Consider the following 20443-nt stretch of genomic DNA (forward strand, 5'->3'; position numbering starts at 1 on the left):
CTTATTCATCTCCTAATAATTCGGTTACTTCATTTTTGATGACCGTCACTTGCGGGCCGTAAATAACTTGAACTCCATTTCCTTTGATCACGACGCCTTTGCTGCCGGTTTCCTGCAACTGAGCTTCGTTAACTTTTGTCCCATCCTTAACAGTAACACGTAAACGAGTAGCACAGTTATCTACATTGACCAAGTTCTCTTCTCCGCCTAAAGCGTTGATGATATTAAGTGCTCGTCCTTCTGGCTTTTCTTTGCTTTCAGCTACTTCTAGTTTATCTGTCCGTCCAGGCGTTTTGAAATTGAATTTTAAAATCAAGAACTTGAAAGTGAAATAATACAAGAAGAACCAAACGATCCCTATAACGATAACATACATCCAATGTGTTTTGGCATTTCCTTGCAAAACTCCAAATAGGATAAAGTCAATAAATCCGCCAGAGAATGTTTGCCCGATGGTAATTTCGAAAATGTGAGCCATCATAAAGGCTAAGCCATCAAAAAATGCATGTACGACATATAATGGTGGTGCAATAAATAAAAACGAGAACTCAAGCGGTTCAGTGATTCCTGTTAAAAAAGAAGTTAAAGCTGCAGATAACATCAGCCCGCCGACAACTTTTTTATTTTCAGGTTTAGCGGTTTTGTAAATCGCATAAGCAGCTCCTACCAAACCAAACATCATTGTGATGAAACGGCCAGACATGAAACGTGAAGTTCCTTCAAAGAATTGTGTTGTTGAAGGATCGGCCAATTGAGCGAAGAAGATATTTTGTGTTCCTTGAACTAGATGGCCACCAACTTCCAATGTTCCACCTAAAGCGGTTTGCCAGAAAGGCAAGTAGAAAATATGGTGTAGTCCAAAGGGTCCTAAAAGTCGCAAGATAAAGCCGTAGAAGAAAGTTCCGATGTATCCAGTTGCATTAACGACATCTCCGATACTAAAAATAATTCCTTGGAAGAAAGGCCAAACAAAGTACATGATCGTACCTAAAATAATGGCTCCTAAAGAAGTGACGATCGGAACAAAACGTGAACCTCCGAAGAAACCGAGATACTGCGGCAATTCAATTTTATAATAACGGTTATGCAGCCAAGAAGCCATGATTCCTACTACTAAACCACCAAAAACACCAGACTCAAGAGTTTGAATACCTAGTGTAACGCCTTGACCAACAGCAGCTAAATCTTCCGTAACCAACTGGCCAGTAAGCCCTAGAATAGCATTTGTTGTTGAATGCATTACGAGGTAACCGATCAACGCAGCCAACGCAGCTGTACCTTTATCATTACGAGCTAGTCCAATAGCAACACCGACCGCAAAGATGACAGGTAAATTAGCAAAGACGATATTTCCGGCACTGCTCATGACTGTAAAAATAGCTTGCAGCCAACTCACATCTAAAACCGGATAAGCACTAACGGTGTTCGGGTTTGATAAAGCGCCACCAATTCCAAGCAACAAACCTGCTGCTGGTAAGATTGCAATCGGTAACATAAATGATTTTCCAAATTGTTGTGCTTTTTCAAAGAATGTTTTCATTTTTTTCGCTCCTTTAACTTTTTCATTTCTGTTGCTTTATTCTACTTCATGAAAATGTTTTCGTCAACACATTTAAAAAGAAAATATTTTCTAAACAAAAAAAAGAAAGAAAACAAGCTGTTTTCTCTCTTTTCTTATCAAACTTACTTTTCAGTTTATTCCTCTATTGAGACTAAGCGATAAGAAACTGTTCGTCCTAACGGCAAAACTAATAAATTTTTAACTTCAGGCGCCAACAAGTAAGCTTGTGCGCCTTGGTAAATAGGCGTGATCACGGCATCTTGCTCGATCAATAGTTTTTCTAATTCCAACATTTTTTCCCAACGCTTTAATGGGTCGATGGCTAATGTAGATTTGACCTCATTAATGCCTTGATCGTAGGCTTCACTCACATATCCACTTGTATTTAAACCGCCGGTAGATTGATAAATTTCTAAAAAGTTAATAGGGTCTTCATAATCAGGTGTCCAAGTTGAAAAGGCCATATCAAATTCGCCTTGTTCGGTTAAATTCAAACGATTTTTTAACGGCACATTTCGCAAACTAATGGATAAACCTGGCAGATTCTGTTCGAATTGTGCTTGTAAAAATTCGCCAGTTTTTTTAGATGCTTCTGTGTCCGATGTTAATAATTCCAATTGTATTTCTGTCTGTCCCAACTCTTTTTTTGCTGTTTCCCATTCAGCTTGTGCGGCTTCAACATCGTAGGCTAAAAAATCCCCGTTTTCAGCACGAAAATCTTCATCGGTTTCGGGATTGCTGGCATAACCCGCTGGTATGATTCCATTTAACGGTTGAGAACCATCATTCAAAACAGTATTGGTAAAGACTTCTTTATCGACTGCTAAAGATAAAGCTCTTCGCAAGTGCACATTTCCAGTGATCTCGCGCTTTTCATTGTATGAAACGTATCCGTATAAAAACTTTAATTGATCATGATAATCCGGTGAATCTTGGTACTGTTTGGCATATTCATTGGCTAACGTGGTGTATTGAACATCTCCGCTATCAAACAAATTCACGCCGGTACTGGTTTCTTTAATAACTTCAACATCGATTTGTTCCATTTTAACGTTTTCGGCATCCCAATACTCAGGGTTTTTGGTAAAGGTCCAGTTCAAATTGGTTCCGTTCCATTTGGAAATGGTAAAAGGTCCATTCGTGACGACTTTATCGCTATGCGTTCCATACTGTTGTCCTTGATCGCCAGCAAAATTTTTATTTTGCGGGAAAAACGGGGTGCCTGTTAATAATTTTGGCAGATAAGTAATCGGGTTTTCTAAAGTTAACTCCAGTGTTTTTTCATCTACTGCTTTTACCCCTAATTCCTCTAAAGCCATTTCTCCATTACGGATAGCTGCAGCATTTTTAAAGATATCCATTTGATTTGAACTAGGTGAACCATTTTCAGGATCAACGACTTTTTGAAAAGCATAAACAAAGTCTTCTGCTGTAACAGCATCTCCATTTGACCACACAGCCTCTCTCAACTTAAATGTATACGTTTTGCCATCTTCACTTACATCCGGTTCACTTTCAGCTAATCCTAGCTCGGGATTATTTTTGCCATCAATCCGATACAGCCCTTCAAAAATTTGCCCAATAGCATCAGAACTCGTAACATCGCTATACAAAGCACTATCTAATGTAGCTAATTCTCCTGTAGCCGTTGCGACCATTTTTTGCGGAACTTCAGCAGTATCTGAACCTGTTGAACTTTCCCCATTGCCGCAAGCTGCTAACATAAAAATCCCCATCATCAAAAAACTGGTAACCCTCAACTTCTTTTTCATAAAGACCCTCCTTTTATGAGCTTAACATTCCTTTTTCTAACCTAACAGCATATAGTTTTAGCTTAGCTTTCTAAATTATGACTGTCAATTTTAAAGTACTTACTTTATGAAAGAATTTAGATAAACCAACCGACAAAAAAACTCAAGCTCCTTTCTCTTTTATGTAGGAACTTGAGTTGATCATTTTTTAGTTTTTTTATTGTTTAGGTATATAACAAGATTGCAAAATACATAAATCCAGTTCCGGTCATTACAAACAAATGCCATAAAACATGCATAAATTTTACGGAACGCATGCTGTAGAAAGCTGCTCCAATGGTAAAAGCCAATCCGCCAGCTAACAATAGGCCAAAGCCATTCGTGCCTAATCCCGCATAAAGTTCTTTGATCGCTACCATACACAACCAACCCATGCCAATATACAACACTGTCGATAAATTTTTAAACTTTTCAATCCAAAGACTCTTGTAAATAATTCCTAAGATAGCAATGACCCATACGACATAGAATAATGCCCAGCCTTTTGCGCCGCCTATTGTGATCAAACACAACGGTGTATAACTTCCAGCAATCAAGACATAGATACTGCTATGGTCAAAAATTTTAAATAATTTTCGGGCGCGCGTGAAAATCAAACTGTGGTAAAGGGTCGAACATAAGTACAGCAAAATCAAAGAAGCACCAAAAATACTATAGGATACTATCTCCAACGTGGAACCTGTTTGCGCCCCTTTTAAGAGTAAGACGATTAATCCAGCGATACTCAATCCGACACCAATACCATGAGTGACCGCGTTTAGAACTTCATTTGTGATTAAGTATCGTTTAGAAAAAACTTCATTTTTTTTCATCTTGCTTCCTCCGTTCCCTGTCATTTGATTCCAACGCGCTTCTTTCGAGAGCAACGTTCTTTGTTTTTTTATTTTATCATAGAACACATAACTATGCAAACTAGTTAACGAAACTAGATTGCGTTCGTGGCAAATGTTTCTTTTTAGGATAAATGTTTAAAATTGTGGCCGAAATGTGGCAAAACCTATTGTATTTTTTTTTTTTTAGTTTATACTATTAATTGTAAGGGTTTACTTAATCCTTTCTTCTTCGCTCCACTTGCTTAGCTCAACATCTGTTTTGACTTAATAAGGAGGACATAAAAATGATTACTTTATATACATCCCCAAGTTGTGCGTCTTGCCGAAAAGCGCGTGCATGGTTGGAAGCAAACCACATAGATTACTTAGAAAAGAATATCTTCAATGAACCGTTATCGATCGCTGAACTTAAATCAATTCTAAGGCTGACTGAAAATGGTACGGAAGAAATTATTTCTTTTCGTTCGCAAGTCTTTCAAAGTTTAAATATTTCTTTAGAGGAGATGCCTTTACAAGAATTGCTCGAATTGATTCTGAAAAACCCAGGTTTAATTCGCCGCCCCATCTTAATCGATGAAAAAAGGCTGCAAGTCGGGTTTAACGAAGAAGATATTCGCCGGTTCTTACCTCGAGATGTCCGGAAGTTAGAACTGCAAGAATTACAAAAACAATTGCCGATGGGCTATTAACAACAAAAAATTAAAAAAGGCTCAGCAAAGGGAATAACCCTTACTGAGCCTTTTATTTATTCGTTTTCATTGATTTTTCTTGTTTTAACAAAGAATAATAAAACAACGGTTTGAGTAACAAGCATCAGGCCCAACATCACTTTAATCAATAAAATAGGAACAAAATAAATAGATATTCCTACCATAATATAAATGCTGATCAACATCTTTATTTTTTTATCAATTGAGATAGAGCGGTGCTCTAAATATTCCCCCACATAATTTTGGTAAAGTTTTGTTGATTTCAACCACCAGTTGAACTTTTCTGAGCTCCGAGTAAAACAGTAAAGTGCTAATAGCAAGAACGGCGTAGTAGGCAGTAACGGTAAGAACGAGCCAATAGCTCCAAGAACAAATGACGCCAAGCCAATGATGATCAAACTGTATTTTTTTAATTGTTTCATATAACCTTCCTCACCTACTTTATTTCTTTTCAGCTCTTTTAGTAGCATACGCCAAAAAAAGGATTAATTCAAGGATAAGAAAGCAGCCATGTGAAAGTTTGTTCTAATTCATTCTTTATGAAATCAGTATAATTTTGATAAAAAAGAACCAGTTGTTTTAACTATCACAACTAGTTCAGTCCAGCAGTTCATTATTTAGGCAAATGTTCTAAAAAATTTCGGCCGGTAAAACCTGCAACTTCTTCTTTAGTGAATGTTTCGCACAAAGCCAAAATCAAGTTTTGTACTTCGCCTGCATGTGTCAATCCTTCAATATGCGAACTGATTCCATCAAAGTCAGATCCAAAACCGATGTTAGCAACCGCTCCTAAATCCACTAATGCCTCAATATGACGCACTAGGTCCGGTATCGCGGCTCCTTTTAATTCTCCTTCGTCAACTGTAAAAGGCGGATTGTAAACGACGTGTATCATGGCATCTCTTTTAACCAAAGCTTTGATTTGATCGTCGTTTAAATTTCTAACGTGGCGGCATAAACGCAACACATTGGAATGTGTCGCAATCGGATATTTCGCTGCTTCCATGACGTCCCAAAAACCCTTGACACTTAAATGAGCCACATCCGTAAAGACTTTTCGTTCATTTAAGCGTTTAACGATTTCAAAACCAAAAGATGTTAACCCCCCGCCTCTTGGTTCTTGAATACCGTCTGCGGCTAAGTTAGCAGGATTCCATGTCAGCCCTACGGATAACACCCCTAAATCTAACAAGTGGTCTAGCTTTGTCAAATCATTTCCAATCGCTTCAACTCCTTCTAACGTTAAAAAGGAACCAATTTCGCTTTCTTGCAGAGTATGTATATCTTCCCATTGCTTGATTTGTTTCATTTCAGGATTCTTAGCTAATACTTCTTCTTGATAATAAGTGATTTGTTCCAAAGCTGCTGCGTACTTTTCTTCTACGACAATAGCGGGATCAAGAAAAATAGCAAAAGCTTGGATTTTTACTTTTCCTTCTTTTAGACGGCTTAGGTTGACATTCAATTCTTTTGAATCTTTAAAACTTAGTTGTCCTTTAGCTTCTTGTAGTTTTAATAATGCATCACAATGCAAATCGATCACATTCATCGTTTTCCCTACTTTCTATTGGTTCCTCATTTTTCATTAACTGCTTTTATTTTAACACATCCTTGTTAATGGAACGCAACTACTCAAACAAATAAGACAAATAAAAGTCCCGTCACCATTACGGTCACAAAGTTAATCACATCGTTGGTAATAAACCCTAAGCCGGAAACCTGTTCGAGCAGTTGACCATTTTGAGTTTTGCGTTCTGTTATCCCACTTGCACTTTTATATTTGGCTTGCAAAGTACTGCCAAATACACTGTCTATCACTGTTCCAATAAAACCGAATAACCACACCATCAAAAAAATTTGGACAGAATACTGACCTAAAGCTAATAAAGCGATTATACCTGAACCTACGATACCACTAAGCAGACCCAACACACTTATTCCGCCAGACAACCCTGTTTGTAAAGGCTTCAGCGTTAAAATCGAAATCGGCGGCTTGCTGCTCAGCATGCCTACCTCTGAAGAAAAGGTATCGGCACTAGCTGCAGCAAAACTAACCAACGCTGCCAATTTAAACGCATCATTTTGAGTTAAGCAGGCAATAAGTACAAAAAGAACAGCTGGAAGAGCATTCGCAATCACTTGTACAGAACCACGTGTGCCTTTTCGTTCGTGTAACTGAGTCGCTGCAACTTTTTGCTCTATGCCAAGTTTGCTCAAACCACTTCCGAGACCCGCAAAAAGGATCATTGCTGAATAAACCGTCCACCCGCCGAACACATACAACACTGTTCCGACTAGATAAGCTGTTAGACAAGATCTGGCCGTTAGTGCATCGACTAACCAAGCTACAAATAGAATGAATACAGTCAAAACACTGTTAACAATCATACCGGTCAGCAGCGGAAAACTAAATAAATACAATAAAACAGCTATTCCAATTGGAAAACTTAAATTGTCGTAACCCCTAGTCGTAAATAACTCTAAAAGCATACCGCAAAAGCCAGCCGCCACTCCAACCAGAATGAAAGGAACCGGTAAATAGATATAAGCAAGAAAACCAGTAATGACGGCTACTACACTAAAAACTGTTACTGAACCTTCTAGTGTTTTGTCGCCAAATTTAGCGGGTAATTTAATTTTGCCCCATTTTGTTCCTACGACTGCTGCTAAACCATCACCATAAGCCATACTCAAGATTCCGCCTAAAGCTAAATAAAGCTTATCCAAATACAAAGCGCTGCTAATAAGCAGCAACAAAGATACTGCGTACCAGACCGTTCCAAATGTTTTATTTTCTGACCGTTCCATGGCCTTGATCAAACCTTTTTCAACAGACAGGTAATTCATTATGATCGCTAGCATAGGAACGATTGCTGCTGCTATAGGCGACGTAAAATAATACAATGCAATAAAAACCCAATTCCCTAATAGGATATGGATAAGTTTGCGTGAACTTTCTTCTTTCAAGTGCCATTTTTTTGCATCAGCGAAACGCCGCTTAAGATGACTCTCACATACACCAATGACCAAATAACTCCTAATGCATTTGTTTCCAACTTTTGTACTCCCTTCAAGATAACAGATACTGTTCTCTTTATTTTACCTTGTGGATCACAAATTGCAACGAATGGTTTTCAATCAAAAGAAGGGTTTTCCTACTCTTTTATGATTGCCTTAAACTTGCTCTTTAATTCATTTCGCAATAACATTAATTACAATCGTTATTTTTATCGCAAAAAAAAAGGCACTGACAAAAGCCAGTACCTTTTCCGACAATATTTATTTTCATAAATAGGTCCCATGAATTCCACAAAACAGAGGGGTCCAAACACCTGCATCTCGCAGTTGTACCTAAGTACGGTGTGCCTTGTCTAATTCTAACCACTAGTCGCCGCAGCGAAATGACCGAAGTCACCTGGTCAGAGTCAACTCATCGCATGTATAGTACTATACCACAGGATATCTTTATTTACAAGTCTTATTGATTTTTTTTAAAATGATTTCCAAGTTGTTCTAACAAGGCGAGACCTTGAATACAAAAAAGCACTTCAAAAGCTCATAGAAGCTTGTTGCTTTGTCAAATCCCCCTTATATATCGAGTGATATTTAGGATCGTACTGCAATAGAAAATTTTATAGAATTAGAAGGAATAAATGTGCGGATAAATTTTTTTCAAAAAATTCTTTCTTATACCTCTTTATTAAAAATGTGAATTTAAAATCCTACAGTACTCAAAAGGAGTTTGCGGACCTTATCCAATGTTTTCCCTACTAGTTAAGGTCCATATCCTGGTTTTAAGGACCTTAAGTCAGTTATTCCATCCTTGATAGGGTCCTTAACAAGAATTGCTCCACCAATCCAATCAAGACGGACCTTTTCGGGCGTAGCCGAAAAGCACAAAATTAAAAAAACTCTCAAAATATTTCGAACTATTAATTCTCAAGTTGTTCTAACCAGGCTTTTGCAATGACTGCATGTCCTGCTAGCGTTGGATGAACGCCATCTTGACCAGTCCAATAAGCATAACTTTGTTTCATCCCCAGCGCATTCAGTCTCTCATCTAATGCCACAAAATCTGTTTCATATTCTTTTGCTAGTTTGCGAATAACTTGAATTCTTGAATTTAAATCTATCCGCCATTCCTTTCTATATATGGGATGCGGTAAAACAAAAGGTTCCATTAAGATAATTTGGGCGTTGGTTCGTTCTTTAACAGTTTGTAATAAGATACGGTAGTAGAATTCAAATCTATCGATAGACTCTTGTGTTCCAAACGCTTCCGTTCCCACATTATGCCAGGTATCATTGATCCCAATCAAAATCGAGACAATATCAGGATCCAGAGCTAAACAATCCTCTTCCCACCGGTTTGCCAAATCAGTGATTTTATTGCCGTCTATACCGCGATTTACTAGCGACAGATTTAATTCAGGATAACGTTCCAATAAAGCAGCCGCTACCAGTAAAGGATAACCGTAGCCTAAATCTGTTGGATCTTCACGTCTGCGATTTGCATCGGTTATACTGTCTCCAATAAATAAAATGGTCGCTTCTTTCTTTAGTTCCATGTAATACACCCTTCTGACTGTTTTTTCGCTTACTGTAAATAATTAGCTACTGCGCCAATTAAATTTGCATCATTCTTGAACTCACAGGTTCTAATCAATGGTTTGAATGGTGCAATTTTAACTGTTTCTAAAATTTTATCAAATTCTTCTTCTAATTTTTCTACTAAACCAGCCTTATTTGAAATTCCGCCTCCAATTAAAATAACTTCTGGGTCAAAGCTATATTGCAAGTTATAAATACCACGGGCTAAATAGGTATAGAAGGTCGCTGCTTCCTCTTGCGCTATCTGGTCGCCTTCATCTGCAAGTTGAAACATTTTTTTTCCTGAAATCGTTTCAGGTTCGTAGCCTTTTCTTTTCGCATAACGTTTAGCCATATTAACAGCTGTCGCTAAAGTACTGAATGTTTCATTTTCTGTCATTAACATAAACCCAAATTCCCCGCCGAATAGGTGCTTGCCGTGTTGAATTTGACCGTCTACGATCACCGCTCCGCCGATTCCTGTTCCGACCACAACAAATAAGACATTTTTTAATCCTTTAGCCGCCCCTTTCCAAATTTCGGCTAAAGCGGCACAATTGGCATCGTTTTCAAAAGTTACGGGACAGTTAAGAACGGTTTCCAGTTCATCATAGATTGGAAAGTTATGTAAATAAGGCAGAGCACTCGCACCTTCAATAATGCGTTTTTCTTGGTTCACTGCCCCAGGAGAACTGAACGCCACTCCATCGATCGTAAACGTTTCTTCTGCTGTCTCTTTGATTCTTATTAAACTGCTTTTCATTTCTTCCCAAGTAGCTGGCGTCTTTAAATTGCCTTTATGGCTTAACTCTTCATTTTCCCAAACGCCATATTTGATAGACGTTCCGCCAATATCGATTGTCAATAATGTCATTTTGTCACACTCCTCTCTATAAGAATAAGCTATTCTTTTAAAAAAAGCTAGACAAAAGTAAAACCCTTACATTCTATCTTTTTATTCCTTTTGATATGCGTTTTATTGGTATTTACTATTTTTCTGCTCTATACTTAGTCTAGGGTTTTCTTATTCAACCGTGACGTCAGATAGCAAGAGGAGGCATCACAATATGAACGAAAAGACTATTTTGGATTATTTAAAACGGCATGGTTTAGAAGCCATACCTGGACAAACAATCTTTGCTGAAAAACTGCCCACTAAAAAAAATTGGTTTAAAAAGTTACTTGGAATGGAGAAAAACAAACCCTATTGCATTAACTTTTCTAAACATGAACTCGTACTCATGCCCTTAGATACAAAAACTGATTCATTAAAAGAAGGAGTTTACAATCAAATCCCTTTAAGTGAGATTGAAAAAATACGGTTTGAAAAGCCGGCAGCTGATAATGAATTGATTGTGGATTATAAAAACACTCAAAAACCTGCAGAACATTATTTTATTCCACAAGAATATACCGCCACTCCTTGGCACAGCAAAAACTTGATGCATTTAATTGAACAATTCGGATCCGAAAAATAGCTTCTTAAAAAGAAAAAACAGACCATAAAAATGGTCTGTTTTTTCTTTTTAACTTTTTTAGTTTTGAATAACTTCAATTTTATATCCATCTGGGTCCATCACAAAAAAGTAACTTGCTGCGCCGTCAGATAAACCTTTTATATCTGTCATGTCGCACTTCAATGCTGTATATTCTTCGTGTGTTGCTTTTAAGTCATCCACACCAACAGCAATGTGACCATAACCGTTTCCTAAGTCATATGGTTCTGTTTGACCATAGTTATAAGTCAACTCTAATTCATAGCCGCCTTCTTCGATAGCTAGATAAACCAATGTGAATTTAAACTCTGGATAATCCAAGCGACGAACTTCTTTAAACCCTAAAACAGACGTATAGAAATCCATCGATTTGTCTAAGTCTCTTACACGCACACAAGTGTGCAACATTTTTTTAGCCATTTAACAAAAACTCCTATCTCTTATTTTATTGCCTACAATCCTCATTTTAACGTATCTCACGCTTTTATACAAAAGTTACTCATGTAGCTCGATCGGCAAGTCGTCTGGATCTTTAAAAAAAGTAAAATACCCGCCTGTATATTCGTCTCGGCGAATCGGCTCAGTTTCGACTCCTTTTTGGTTTAATTCAGCTACTGCTTCATCAATATCGTTAACGTAAAAACACAAATGTCTCAGGCCAGCAGCTTCCGGCATAGAGGGACGTTCTGGCGGGTCAGGAAAAGAAAATAACTCAATTTCACTTTCGCCAATTTTTAAATCTAATTTATAAGAGTCTCTTTCAGGACGGTAATTTTCTTGAATAATTTCCAATCCCAAAATATTGGTATAGAAGTCTTTAGATTTTTGATAATCAGAAGCAATGATAGCGACATGATGAATTCGTTTAAAGTTCATTTAAAACACCTCTCCATAAAATTGAACCCTCTTATTCTATTGTTATCTAGAACAAAAAGGCCCAATTAAAAGTTCACTTGACTAACGTTTCAAAATCTTTTCAATTTCTGCTAATTCTGAAAGAGAAAAATCAAGGTTATCTAATGCTTTTACATTATCTTCGATTTGGCTTACTTTGCTGGCTCCAATCAAAACGCTCGTAACTTTTCCATCTCTTAAAATCCAAGATACAGCCATTTCAGCTAATGTCTGACCGCGGCGTTTCGCAACTTCATTTAGCGCTCTTGATTGCTCTAACGTAGCTTTCACTTTTTCTTCATCTAAGAATTGACTCGTTGTCCGACCAGCTCGTGAATCTTTCGGTATACCGTTCAAATAACGGTCTGTCAACATACCTTGCGCTAAAGGACTAAACGCAATGGACCCTAATTGGTTTTCTTGTAAAACGTCTTGTAAACCATCTTCTATCCAACGGTTATACATACTGTAAGAGGGTTGGTGAATAATGAATGGCGTTTTTAATTCTTTGAAAATTTTTGAAATTTCAGCTGTTTGTTCGGCAGAATAATTAGAGATTCCAATATATAAGGCTTTGCCTTGGCGAACCATTAAGTCCAATGCTTGCGCTGTTTCTTCAAAAGGTGTATCCGGGTCTGGACGGTGAGAATAAAAAATATCAACATAATCTAATCCCATCCGTGTCAAACTTTGATCAATACTAGCCGTCAAATTCTTTTTAGAACCAAACTCGCCATAAGGACCTGGCCACATATAATAACCAGCTTTACTTGAGATGATCAGTTCATCACGGTATGGAAGCAAATCTTTCTTTAAAATACGGCCAAAATTTTCTTCGGCACTGCCCGCTGGAGGACCGTAGTTATTGGCTAAGTCAAAATGCGTGATTCCCAAGTCGAATGCACGGTGAACCATTTTACGGCTGTTTTCAAATAAATCCACGTCACCGAAATTGTGCCACATTCCTAAAGACAATGCTGGCAATTTTAATCCACTGTTCCCTACACGATTGTAAATCATATTGTTGTAACGATCTTCTGCTGCTTGATACATTCAACCACTCCAGTTCTTTGGTCTATTCTCTTTCATTTTTATTATAACGCTTTCAACTAAAGAAAACAATCTATTGGAGGAGACAGAAGTTCTTAATAACTCGTGACAGTAATTTAGTTTTCTTTTTAGAGTGTTAAAAATTGACTCTGTTTTTTATTCGAGAGAAAATAAAGGTACTACTATCAAAAGGAGCGATTTCTATGACTCAATCTGTTTTTCCATTTCTCATGTTTAATGGCGATGCAAAAGAAGCTTTAACCTTTTATTCCTCTGTCTTCAAAGATTTCAACCTGATTTCTATGAAAGAAAATGACGGTATTGTGCTTCACGCTATTTTTTCTATTAAAGGACAGCAAATTATGGCCATCGATAATACAAATGGAGATACTCATCACTTTTCACCGGCTATGTCTTTGTTCGTCACTTGTGCTAACGAAGAAGAGCTGGAAACGACTTTTACTAAACTGAAACACAACGGCACTGTGATGATGCCTCTTGCTCCTTTGCCGTATGCAAAAAAATTCGGCTGGATCGCCGATAAATACGGTGTCAATTGGCAATTGAATCTGCATTTAGATAAAGACCAGGAACCTATTTTTTGATTTTTGGTTTTCTTGGTCCGCTTTGCATATCGTTTGATTATTCTTTGTTTAAACAACATAATTAACCTATAAAGAATCTTGCTTCTGTCAACTGTCGTTTGATTTAAACTTGATGTACTGCCGTAGAAAGGATGATCAATGATGACTACTTTGAATGCAATGTTATTGTTAAAATTCATTTTCACTCTTAGTTTAGTTTTCCCACTCTTCATTGCTTCTTATTTCTTCCGTCTTGTACACACTAAAAAATTGATTCCAGTCCGCAACCATTAATGTTATCAATCTAAGAACCCTTTACTGTAACAATGGTTTTCAGTATATTGCTGAAAACCATTGTTTGTTTTGTAGTTCAAACGATTGGTTTTTTCTTACTCTCTTAAAATAAGAATCATGTATACTAGTACTATGTAACTTTTCAAAGACTGGATGTGAAAAATAAGTGAATGTCTCTGGCATCATTTCAGAACAATTAGGCATTATGTTTCTGCTGATTTTATTTGGGTACTTGCTGGTAAAAAAAGAGGTCTTAGATACTTCAGTAACCAAACAAATCGCTAGTATGTTAACAACTTACATAACTCCCACCATTCTGATCATGTCTTTTCAACAAGACTACGAGTGGGCACAACTAAAAGGGCTCTTCATCACCATGGGGACTGGCTTTCTCTTAATTGGATCAAGAATCGCAGTCAATCGACTTGTTTTAAAAAAAGAGGAGCGAATTGACCGTTATGCTGCTATTTTTTCGAATTCAGCTTTCGTTGGTATTCCCTTGGTTATGGCTGTTCTTGGCTACGAAGGTGTTTTTTATATGACCGCTTATATGACTGCAACGACTCTCTCTCAGTGGACGTACGGCATCTATACCCTGTCAGGAGACCGCAACCTGATTACACCACGAAAAGCTATCTTTAATCCTGCAACGATTGGAGCTATTATCGGCTTAACACTCTATGTCTTACAAATAAAATTGCCTTTTGTTGTTTCTGAAGCATTGTACACGATAGGAAATTTGAACACACCTTTAGCGATGGTTTTATTAGGGAGTTACGTAGCCCGCAGTAAATTGCTCGAGGTTTTCACTTCATTAAAAGCCTATTGGGTGAGTCTCTTACGCTTAGTGATTTTGCCAATCGTTGGATTAGGCATTCTTTGGCTGCTGCCCATTGACGATTATTTGATTTTGATGGTTTTATCCATTGCTTCCTGTGCGCCGATAGCCGTTAATACTGCACTGTTCTCACAAATTTACGGCGGTGATTATGAGTATGGAGCGCGATTAGTCATTTTATCTACTTCGCTCTCTATTATTACTATGCCGCTGATACTGATGTTATCTGATTTTGTTTTTAAATTATAAGACCAAAAGCCCGTCTCAGTGTCTATTACTGAGACGGGCTTTCTAGGGTATTTTTAAATTTCCGCTTTTGTCAACTGTTTAACTGTTTCATAGACCACTTCGATGCCTTTTTGTATCTGCTCATAATCTGTCCACTCTTCAGGTGTATGACTTAAACCGTCTTTACTTGGAACAAATACTAATCCAACTTCTGTAAACCCGGCAAAAACCATAGCATCGTGTCCAGCACCACTAACCATCGACCGTGATTTTAATCCTAATGCCTCAGAATTGGCCGTTAATTGCTGGTGAATTTTTCCAGATAATTGAACCGGCTGTTGATACAACATCTCTTCGATTTCAGCCGTTATCCCCATGGGAGTTCTTGTTTGAATGATGGTTCTAACTTGTTGGTCAACGGCTTGAACACACGCTTCTGATTTAGAGCGGATGTCTACAGTGAATACAACAATATTCGGAATCACATTTGCACCGTTCGGGTAAACCGTTAATTTGCCAACTGTCAGTACAGTAGCTTCTTCAGCCTCTATTGCTAACTGGGGCAAATCTGCTAGTATCTGAACCGCTGCAGCCAACGCATCTCGTCTAGCATCCATTGGTGTCGTTCCAGCATGTCCTGCTCGCCCAGTGATGGTGACTTTAAGTTCCGTCATTCCGACGATCGTCTCTACGATCCCTACATCTTCACCAGCATCTTCTAAAACAGGCCCTTGCTCAATATGCAATTCAATGAACGCTTTAACATCTTTGCCTGTCCGTCTTGCTTCGGGTAATTGATTGCCGTTAAAGCCTAATGCAAGCATGGCTTCATTCACTGAAACTCCAGAAGCGTCTTTCATACTGATCAAACTTTCTGCTGAAACTTGACCGGCAAGCATTCGGGAACCTAATAAACCAGACCCAAAACGGGAACCTTCTTCTTCAACCATTGCTATAATTTCCAATGGATAGACCGGTTGTAGTTGATTTTCTTGGAATAAAGCCGCAACTTCCAATCCGGTCACAACACCAGCTGGACCATCAAATGCACCGCCATTGGGTACGCTATCAAAATGCGAACCGACAATAACCGCTGGCAAAGATGCATCTTTCCCTTCCAACCGACCATAAATATTGCCAACCGCATCTTCCCGAACTTTTAAACCCACTTGTTTCATCTGTTCTTTCAGATAGGTTCTAGCTAATTGATCTTCAGGACTATACGTTAACCGCGTGGTCCCTGTTCCCGGTGTTGCAGTAAACAAACTTAAATCTTCGAGAAATGTTTTGATTCTGTTTTGATTGCTTTGCATTGTAGACCTCCTCTTTTTTTGAACGAAATTCTTTTATGTTTGGATAAACCGTTCTTTTTCTTTTAACTTTAACATAAAAAAGATTTTGAGAAGACTGTTAGGCAGAAAAAATTCGCATTAGAGTTTTTTTAACCTCTACTGCGAATTTTTTATTAATAACTTAACTCAATAATGCAAATCCTAAGACGACGATCAATGATACAACAATCCCCAAAATAAACTTATTCATTGATTCAACACTAACGTCAATTTTTTCATAGAGCGAATCTTTTCCAAGTGTTTGTTTTACTTTCGTTTGATCTTCTGGTTGTGTGAGGTCAACGTGTTCTATTTCTTCCATATTGAACCACTCTCATTTCCTTTAGTTCTTATTTTTTAACAATGTATTTACGAACGTCAATCGAAACTGCTAAAATAATGATCAACCCTTTGATAATGTATTGAAGATACGGGCTGACACCAACAAATGTCAAACCATAGTTGATAAACTGTAAGATAACAACTCCCATAATGACTCCGGGGATCGTTCCAACTCCGCCTGAGAAAGAAACTCCGCCAATAACACTAGCTGAAATAGCATCAAGGTCATAGTTCAATCCTGTATTACTCGTTGTCGAACCAATACGAGCGGCTTCTAAGAAACCAGCAATTCCGTATAATACACCTGAAATAATGAAAATAATCATAATGTTTTTAACGATATTTACACCCGAAACTTCAGCTGCTTCTGTGTTCCCACCGATAGCATACATATTTTTCCCTAATTTCGTCTTGTTCCAAACAAACCACATGATTACAGAGATAATAGCAGCGTAAAAAATCACATAAGGTAATTTAACCGGTCCGATATCAACGGTGTTACGAACTAGGCTGGTGTAGCGTGTGTCTAGTGAGCCAATCGGCTGTGCACCATTTGGCGGACGATCGATGTAAATACACGAGAGGCCGTAAGCAATCAACTGAGTTCCTAAAGTAATAATAAAAGCATGTACTTTTAATTTTGCTACACCAAAACCATTAATAGCACCAAACATCATCCCTACTGCAATAGCCGCTAATAAGGGCAGAATAAGAGGAAGCGCTGGCAAATCAGGGTACATTCTTGACGCATACGATGTACTTTGTGCTAACGAAGAAGCGACTACTGCACAAAGACCTAAAATCCGTCCGGCTGATAAGTCGGTACCTTTTAAAATAATTAAGCCTGCTGCACCTAACGCCATAATGATTCGCGTAGAAGCTTGTCCTAATATATTCGTAATATTTTGCAATGAAATAAAGGAAGGCTCCATGATGATAACCACCAACATTAAAGCTCCTAATACCATGTACAAAGAATAATTTAGTAAAAAATCGTTTAGATTCATTCTCTTTCGAGTGTTTTCCATAGTTGCACCTCTCTTATAAAGATCTTGTAAGTTATGCGAATTTTCTTAGTGGATGATTTAAATAAACTTCGCTGATAACCTTAAAATCTCTTCTTGGGTCATATTTTTTGTTTCATCTATTCCCGCTACTCGTCCATTAGACATCACGAGCATTCGGTCACTAATGCCAATCAGTTCAGCCATTTCACTGGAAACAACAATAACTGATTTGCCGCGATTAGCCAATTCTAAAACCAATTGATAAATTTCATACTTGGCCCCTACGTCAATCCCACGTGTGGGTTCATCTAATAAGTATATGTCTGCATCCGTTAGCAACCACCTGCCAATGATGACTTTTTGCTGATTCCCGCCTGATAAACTTCCAATATGTGTTTTAGCACTTGGCGTTTTAACATTCATGCTTTTAATCACTTGTTCTGTATCTATAGCCATCATTTTATCACTGACCATGCCATACTTCGTATACTGATTTAAATTAGCGATCACAGCATTAAATGTAATGCTTAGCCCGCCAAAAATACCGGTAGCTCTCCGTTCTTCTGTGACAAATGCAAAGCCGTTATTAATTGCATCACGTGAATGATTATTATGGATGATTTTCCCATTCAGCTTAATTTCTCCTTTATCATGACGAGCTACTCCAAAAATATTTTCGAGTAATTCCGTTCTTCTTGAGCCAACCAAACCAGCGATACCCAATACTTCTCCTTTTCGTAAAGTAAACGAGACACCTTGAATGGACGGTTGATACGTCGCCGTTAAGTTCTTCACTTCCATAACAACTTCTCCAGGAACATTCGTTTTAGGCGGGAATCGATCGTTTAATTCGCGTCCAACCATCAGATTAATGATTTTTCCCATTGTTAATTCTTTTGAAGGTGTCGTACTGACCCATTGTCCGTCACGCATAATAGTAACTTCATCAGAAATTCGCAAAATCTCTTCCATTTTGTGAGAGATATACACCACCGCACAGCCTTCTGCTTTTAATTGATTGATGATTCGGAACAAATGATTCACTTCTTTTTCAGAAAGAGACGAAGTCGGTTCATCCAATACTAAAATTTTTGCACCATAACTAACAGCTTTAGCAATCTCTACCATTTGTCGTTGGGATACTGACAATGTACCGATTTCTTTTCGAGGGTTGATATCAATGTCTAATTCTTTAAATATTTTTTGGGTATCTTCGTACATTTTTTTTTCATCTACCAAAAAACCTTTCATTGGAAATCTTCCCAACCAAATATTTTCCATAATGCTTCTGCGCATCACTTGATTTAATTCTTGATGGACCATTGAGACACCATGCTCCAATGCATCTTTAGGGTTCGTGAAGTTTGTCGGAATACCATCAATTAAAATTTCTCCTGCGTCTTCAATATAAATACCAAAGAGGCACTTCATTAAAGTTGACTTTCCCGCCCCGTTTTCTCCCATTAAAGCATGGATGGTTCCAGGTCTTAATTTTAACTGAGCTTGGTCCAACGCCTTCACCCCTGGAAAAACCTTGTCAATATCTCGCATTTCCAGGATGTAATTGGATGCTGCCATAGAAATCACCGCCTTTTATCAAACTTTTTTCTGTTAAAAGAATAAGAATTGATAGACGGAAAATCCTATCAATTCTTATGCAGTTTTTAGTACGTTCTACTATTCGTAGAATATAAAGGATGGCTTTTCTTGAGAATAAAGAAACCGAGTCCTAAATGAGCTGGTTACTCACCAGAGTAAGCTTGATAAGGAATACGAATCGAGATACCTGTATCATCGTATTCATAATCTGTATCTTCAATATAGTCTTTGCCTTGTGCAGCATTTACACCTAAAGCAAAAATTGCGTCAGCCATTCCAACTGCATCTTGCTTAACGGTACCTGACATATAATTCTTAGCAATCAAATCCACTGCTTCATCGGTTGCATCAACACCAAAAACCGGGATGAATTTATCCTCATCATTGTTATAGCCGCCGGATTGTAAAGCTGCAATAGCTCCTGATGCCATTGAGTCATTGTTAGCTAAAACCATTTCAATGTTGTCGCCTTCACGTGACAACCAAGCTGAAACAGCTGTATTGGCTTTATCAGCATCCCAATTCGCTACTTGTTGACCAATCTCTTTTACTTCAATATCAGCATCTCTAATAGTAGAAACCGAGAACTGTGTACGAGCAATGGCTTCAGGATTATCAGCGTCTCCCATTAACATCACGTAATTCAAAACACCATCACCGTTTTTATCGAGAGCTTTATCTGAATTCCACAACTCAACGGCCATTTCGCCTTGAATAACACCAGCCTCTTCAGGCTTCGTTCCGACAAAGCGAGCTTTATCATAGCCGTTTAACACATCACTATCTGGCTCACGGTTGAAGAAGATAACCGGAATATCAGCTGCCGAAGCTTTATCAATAACCGTTTGAGCAGCTCCCGTATCAACGACATTAACCAATAAAACTTTTACGCCTTTTTGAATCAAAACGTCAATTTGATCGTTTTGTGTGGCTTGGTCTCCTTTAGAGTCATTCATCAATAACTCCACATCTTTATTATCTTTTGAAGCCTCTTCTAATGCTTGTCGAACAGAAGAAATATACGTATCATCATATTTATAAAAAGCTACTCCTATTTTATCTCCATCCCCTGTTGCATTGCCTTCTGCGGATGAATCCCCACAGGCACTCAATGTTCCAATAGTTAATAATGCAGCTGACCCCAACAAAAACTTTTTAAATTTACTCATTTCCAAACCTCCGAATAGATGTATTTGCTTTACATGTAAACGTTACCATTTTATTAGCTCATCGCCTATGTGATTTCATACTTTTTCTGTTCAAAATGATACGATA

At 37.9% G+C, this 20443-nt stretch carries 20 protein-coding genes; 4 read left to right on the forward strand and 16 right to left on the reverse strand.

Translation table 11 applies throughout. The features are described from left to right. Position 1: 1 nt before the first annotated feature. From ptsG to trhA, 3 genes are all read right to left on the reverse strand, one after another. Positions 2 to 1540, reverse strand: a complete 1539-nt coding sequence (gene ptsG, locus NY10_RS05760; protein WP_058919068.1) for a glucose-specific PTS transporter subunit IIBC — start codon at positions 1538 to 1540, stop codon at positions 2 to 4. A gap of 155 nt (positions 1541 to 1695) precedes the next feature. Beyond that, positions 1696 to 3333 carry a peptide ABC transporter substrate-binding protein gene (locus tag NY10_RS05765; protein WP_058919069.1) on the reverse strand — a complete coding sequence of 546 codons (1638 nt, stop codon included), beginning with the start codon at positions 3331 to 3333 and terminating at the stop codon, positions 1696 to 1698. Positions 3334 to 3536: 203 nt separating this feature from the next. After that, positions 3537 to 4184, reverse strand: a complete 648-nt coding sequence (gene trhA, locus NY10_RS05770; protein ID WP_058919070.1) for a PAQR family membrane homeostasis protein TrhA — start codon at positions 4182 to 4184, stop codon at positions 3537 to 3539. Between the two features lie 305 nt (positions 4185 to 4489). Between trhA and spxA the strand changes: the two genes are divergently transcribed. Then, a complete protein-coding gene (spxA, locus tag NY10_RS05775) occupies positions 4490 to 4894 on the forward strand; it encodes a transcriptional regulator SpxA (RefSeq protein WP_058919071.1) in 405 nt (134 codons plus the stop codon). Between the two features lie 56 nt (positions 4895 to 4950). On the opposite strand, the gene NY10_RS05780 is transcribed toward spxA, so the two are convergent. From NY10_RS05780 to NY10_RS05800, 5 genes are all read right to left on the reverse strand, one after another. Continuing rightward, on the reverse strand, positions 4951 to 5337 hold the full coding sequence (locus tag NY10_RS05780; RefSeq protein WP_058919072.1) for a YbaN family protein: 387 nt from the start codon (positions 5335 to 5337) through the stop codon (positions 4951 to 4953). Between the two features lie 191 nt (positions 5338 to 5528). Beyond that, entirely contained in the window at positions 5529 to 6464 is a 936-nt protein-coding gene (locus NY10_RS05785; protein ID WP_058919073.1) for a dipeptidase, read from the reverse strand. Positions 6465 to 6547: 83 nt separating this feature from the next. Continuing rightward, positions 6548 to 7819 carry a DUF92 domain-containing protein gene (locus NY10_RS05790; RefSeq protein WP_231726775.1) on the reverse strand — a complete coding sequence of 424 codons (1272 nt, stop codon included), beginning with the start codon at positions 7817 to 7819 and terminating at the stop codon, positions 6548 to 6550. 1028 nt (positions 7820 to 8847) lie between these two features. Continuing rightward, positions 8848 to 9483: an SGNH/GDSL hydrolase family protein gene (locus NY10_RS05795; RefSeq protein WP_058919074.1), complete on the reverse strand. Its 636-nt coding sequence runs from the start codon at positions 9481 to 9483 to the stop codon at positions 8848 to 8850. A 29-nt stretch (positions 9484 to 9512) separates the two neighbouring features. Continuing rightward, positions 9513 to 10379 (reverse strand): ROK family protein, encoded by an 867-nt coding sequence (locus tag NY10_RS05800; protein ID WP_058919075.1) that lies wholly within the window; start codon positions 10377 to 10379, stop codon positions 9513 to 9515. A 193-nt stretch (positions 10380 to 10572) separates the two neighbouring features. Here NY10_RS05800 and NY10_RS05805 point away from each other — a divergent pair, with 193 nt between their 5' ends. Then, positions 10573 to 10983 (forward strand): hypothetical protein, encoded by a 411-nt coding sequence (locus NY10_RS05805; protein WP_058919076.1) that lies wholly within the window; start codon positions 10573 to 10575, stop codon positions 10981 to 10983. Between the two features lie 57 nt (positions 10984 to 11040). Here the strand turns inward: NY10_RS05805 and gloA are convergent, their stop codons facing one another. From gloA to mgrA, 3 genes are all read right to left on the reverse strand, one after another. Beyond that, a complete protein-coding gene (gloA, locus tag NY10_RS05810) occupies positions 11041 to 11421 on the reverse strand; it encodes a lactoylglutathione lyase (RefSeq protein ID WP_058919077.1) in 381 nt (126 codons plus the stop codon). Positions 11422 to 11496: 75 nt separating this feature from the next. Continuing rightward, positions 11497 to 11877, reverse strand: a complete 381-nt coding sequence (gloA2, locus tag NY10_RS05815; protein ID WP_058919078.1) for an SMU1112c/YaeR family gloxylase I-like metalloprotein — start codon at positions 11875 to 11877, stop codon at positions 11497 to 11499. Positions 11878 to 11958: 81 nt separating this feature from the next. After that, positions 11959 to 12948 carry an L-glyceraldehyde 3-phosphate reductase gene (mgrA, locus tag NY10_RS05820; protein ID WP_058919079.1) on the reverse strand — a complete coding sequence of 330 codons (990 nt, stop codon included), beginning with the start codon at positions 12946 to 12948 and terminating at the stop codon, positions 11959 to 11961. Between the two features lie 200 nt (positions 12949 to 13148). Here mgrA and NY10_RS05825 point away from each other — a divergent pair, with 200 nt between their 5' ends. After that, on the forward strand, positions 13149 to 13550 hold the full coding sequence (locus NY10_RS05825) for a VOC family protein (protein WP_058919080.1): 402 nt from the start codon (positions 13149 to 13151) through the stop codon (positions 13548 to 13550). A gap of 439 nt (positions 13551 to 13989) precedes the next feature. Continuing rightward, on the forward strand, positions 13990 to 14910 hold the full coding sequence (locus tag NY10_RS05830) for an AEC family transporter (protein ID WP_058919081.1): 921 nt from the start codon (positions 13990 to 13992) through the stop codon (positions 14908 to 14910). A 53-nt stretch (positions 14911 to 14963) separates the two neighbouring features. On the opposite strand, the gene NY10_RS05835 is transcribed toward NY10_RS05830, so the two are convergent. From NY10_RS05835 to NY10_RS05855, 5 genes are all read right to left on the reverse strand, one after another. After that, entirely contained in the window at positions 14964 to 16202 is a 1239-nt protein-coding gene (locus NY10_RS05835) for a Zn-dependent hydrolase (protein ID WP_058919082.1), read from the reverse strand. A gap of 160 nt (positions 16203 to 16362) precedes the next feature. Next, a complete protein-coding gene (locus NY10_RS05840; RefSeq protein ID WP_058919083.1) occupies positions 16363 to 16542 on the reverse strand; it encodes a hypothetical protein in 180 nt (59 codons plus the stop codon). A gap of 28 nt (positions 16543 to 16570) precedes the next feature. Next, positions 16571 to 17590 (reverse strand): galactose/methyl galactoside ABC transporter permease MglC, encoded by a 1020-nt coding sequence (gene mglC / locus NY10_RS05845; RefSeq protein WP_058919084.1) that lies wholly within the window; start codon positions 17588 to 17590, stop codon positions 16571 to 16573. Between the two features lie 57 nt (positions 17591 to 17647). Next, complete coding sequence (mglA, locus tag NY10_RS05850) at positions 17648 to 19147, reverse strand: galactose/methyl galactoside ABC transporter ATP-binding protein MglA (protein WP_058919085.1); 1500 nt, start codon at positions 19145 to 19147, stop codon at positions 17648 to 17650. A gap of 164 nt (positions 19148 to 19311) precedes the next feature. Beyond that, entirely contained in the window at positions 19312 to 20337 is a 1026-nt protein-coding gene (locus NY10_RS05855) for a galactose ABC transporter substrate-binding protein (protein ID WP_058919086.1), read from the reverse strand. Positions 20338 to 20443 lie beyond the last annotated feature (106 nt).

Source organism: Carnobacterium sp. CP1, from assembly GCF_001483965.1.
In the GTDB taxonomy this organism is placed as follows: Bacteria; Bacillota; Bacilli; order Lactobacillales; family Carnobacteriaceae; genus Carnobacterium_A; species Carnobacterium_A antarcticum.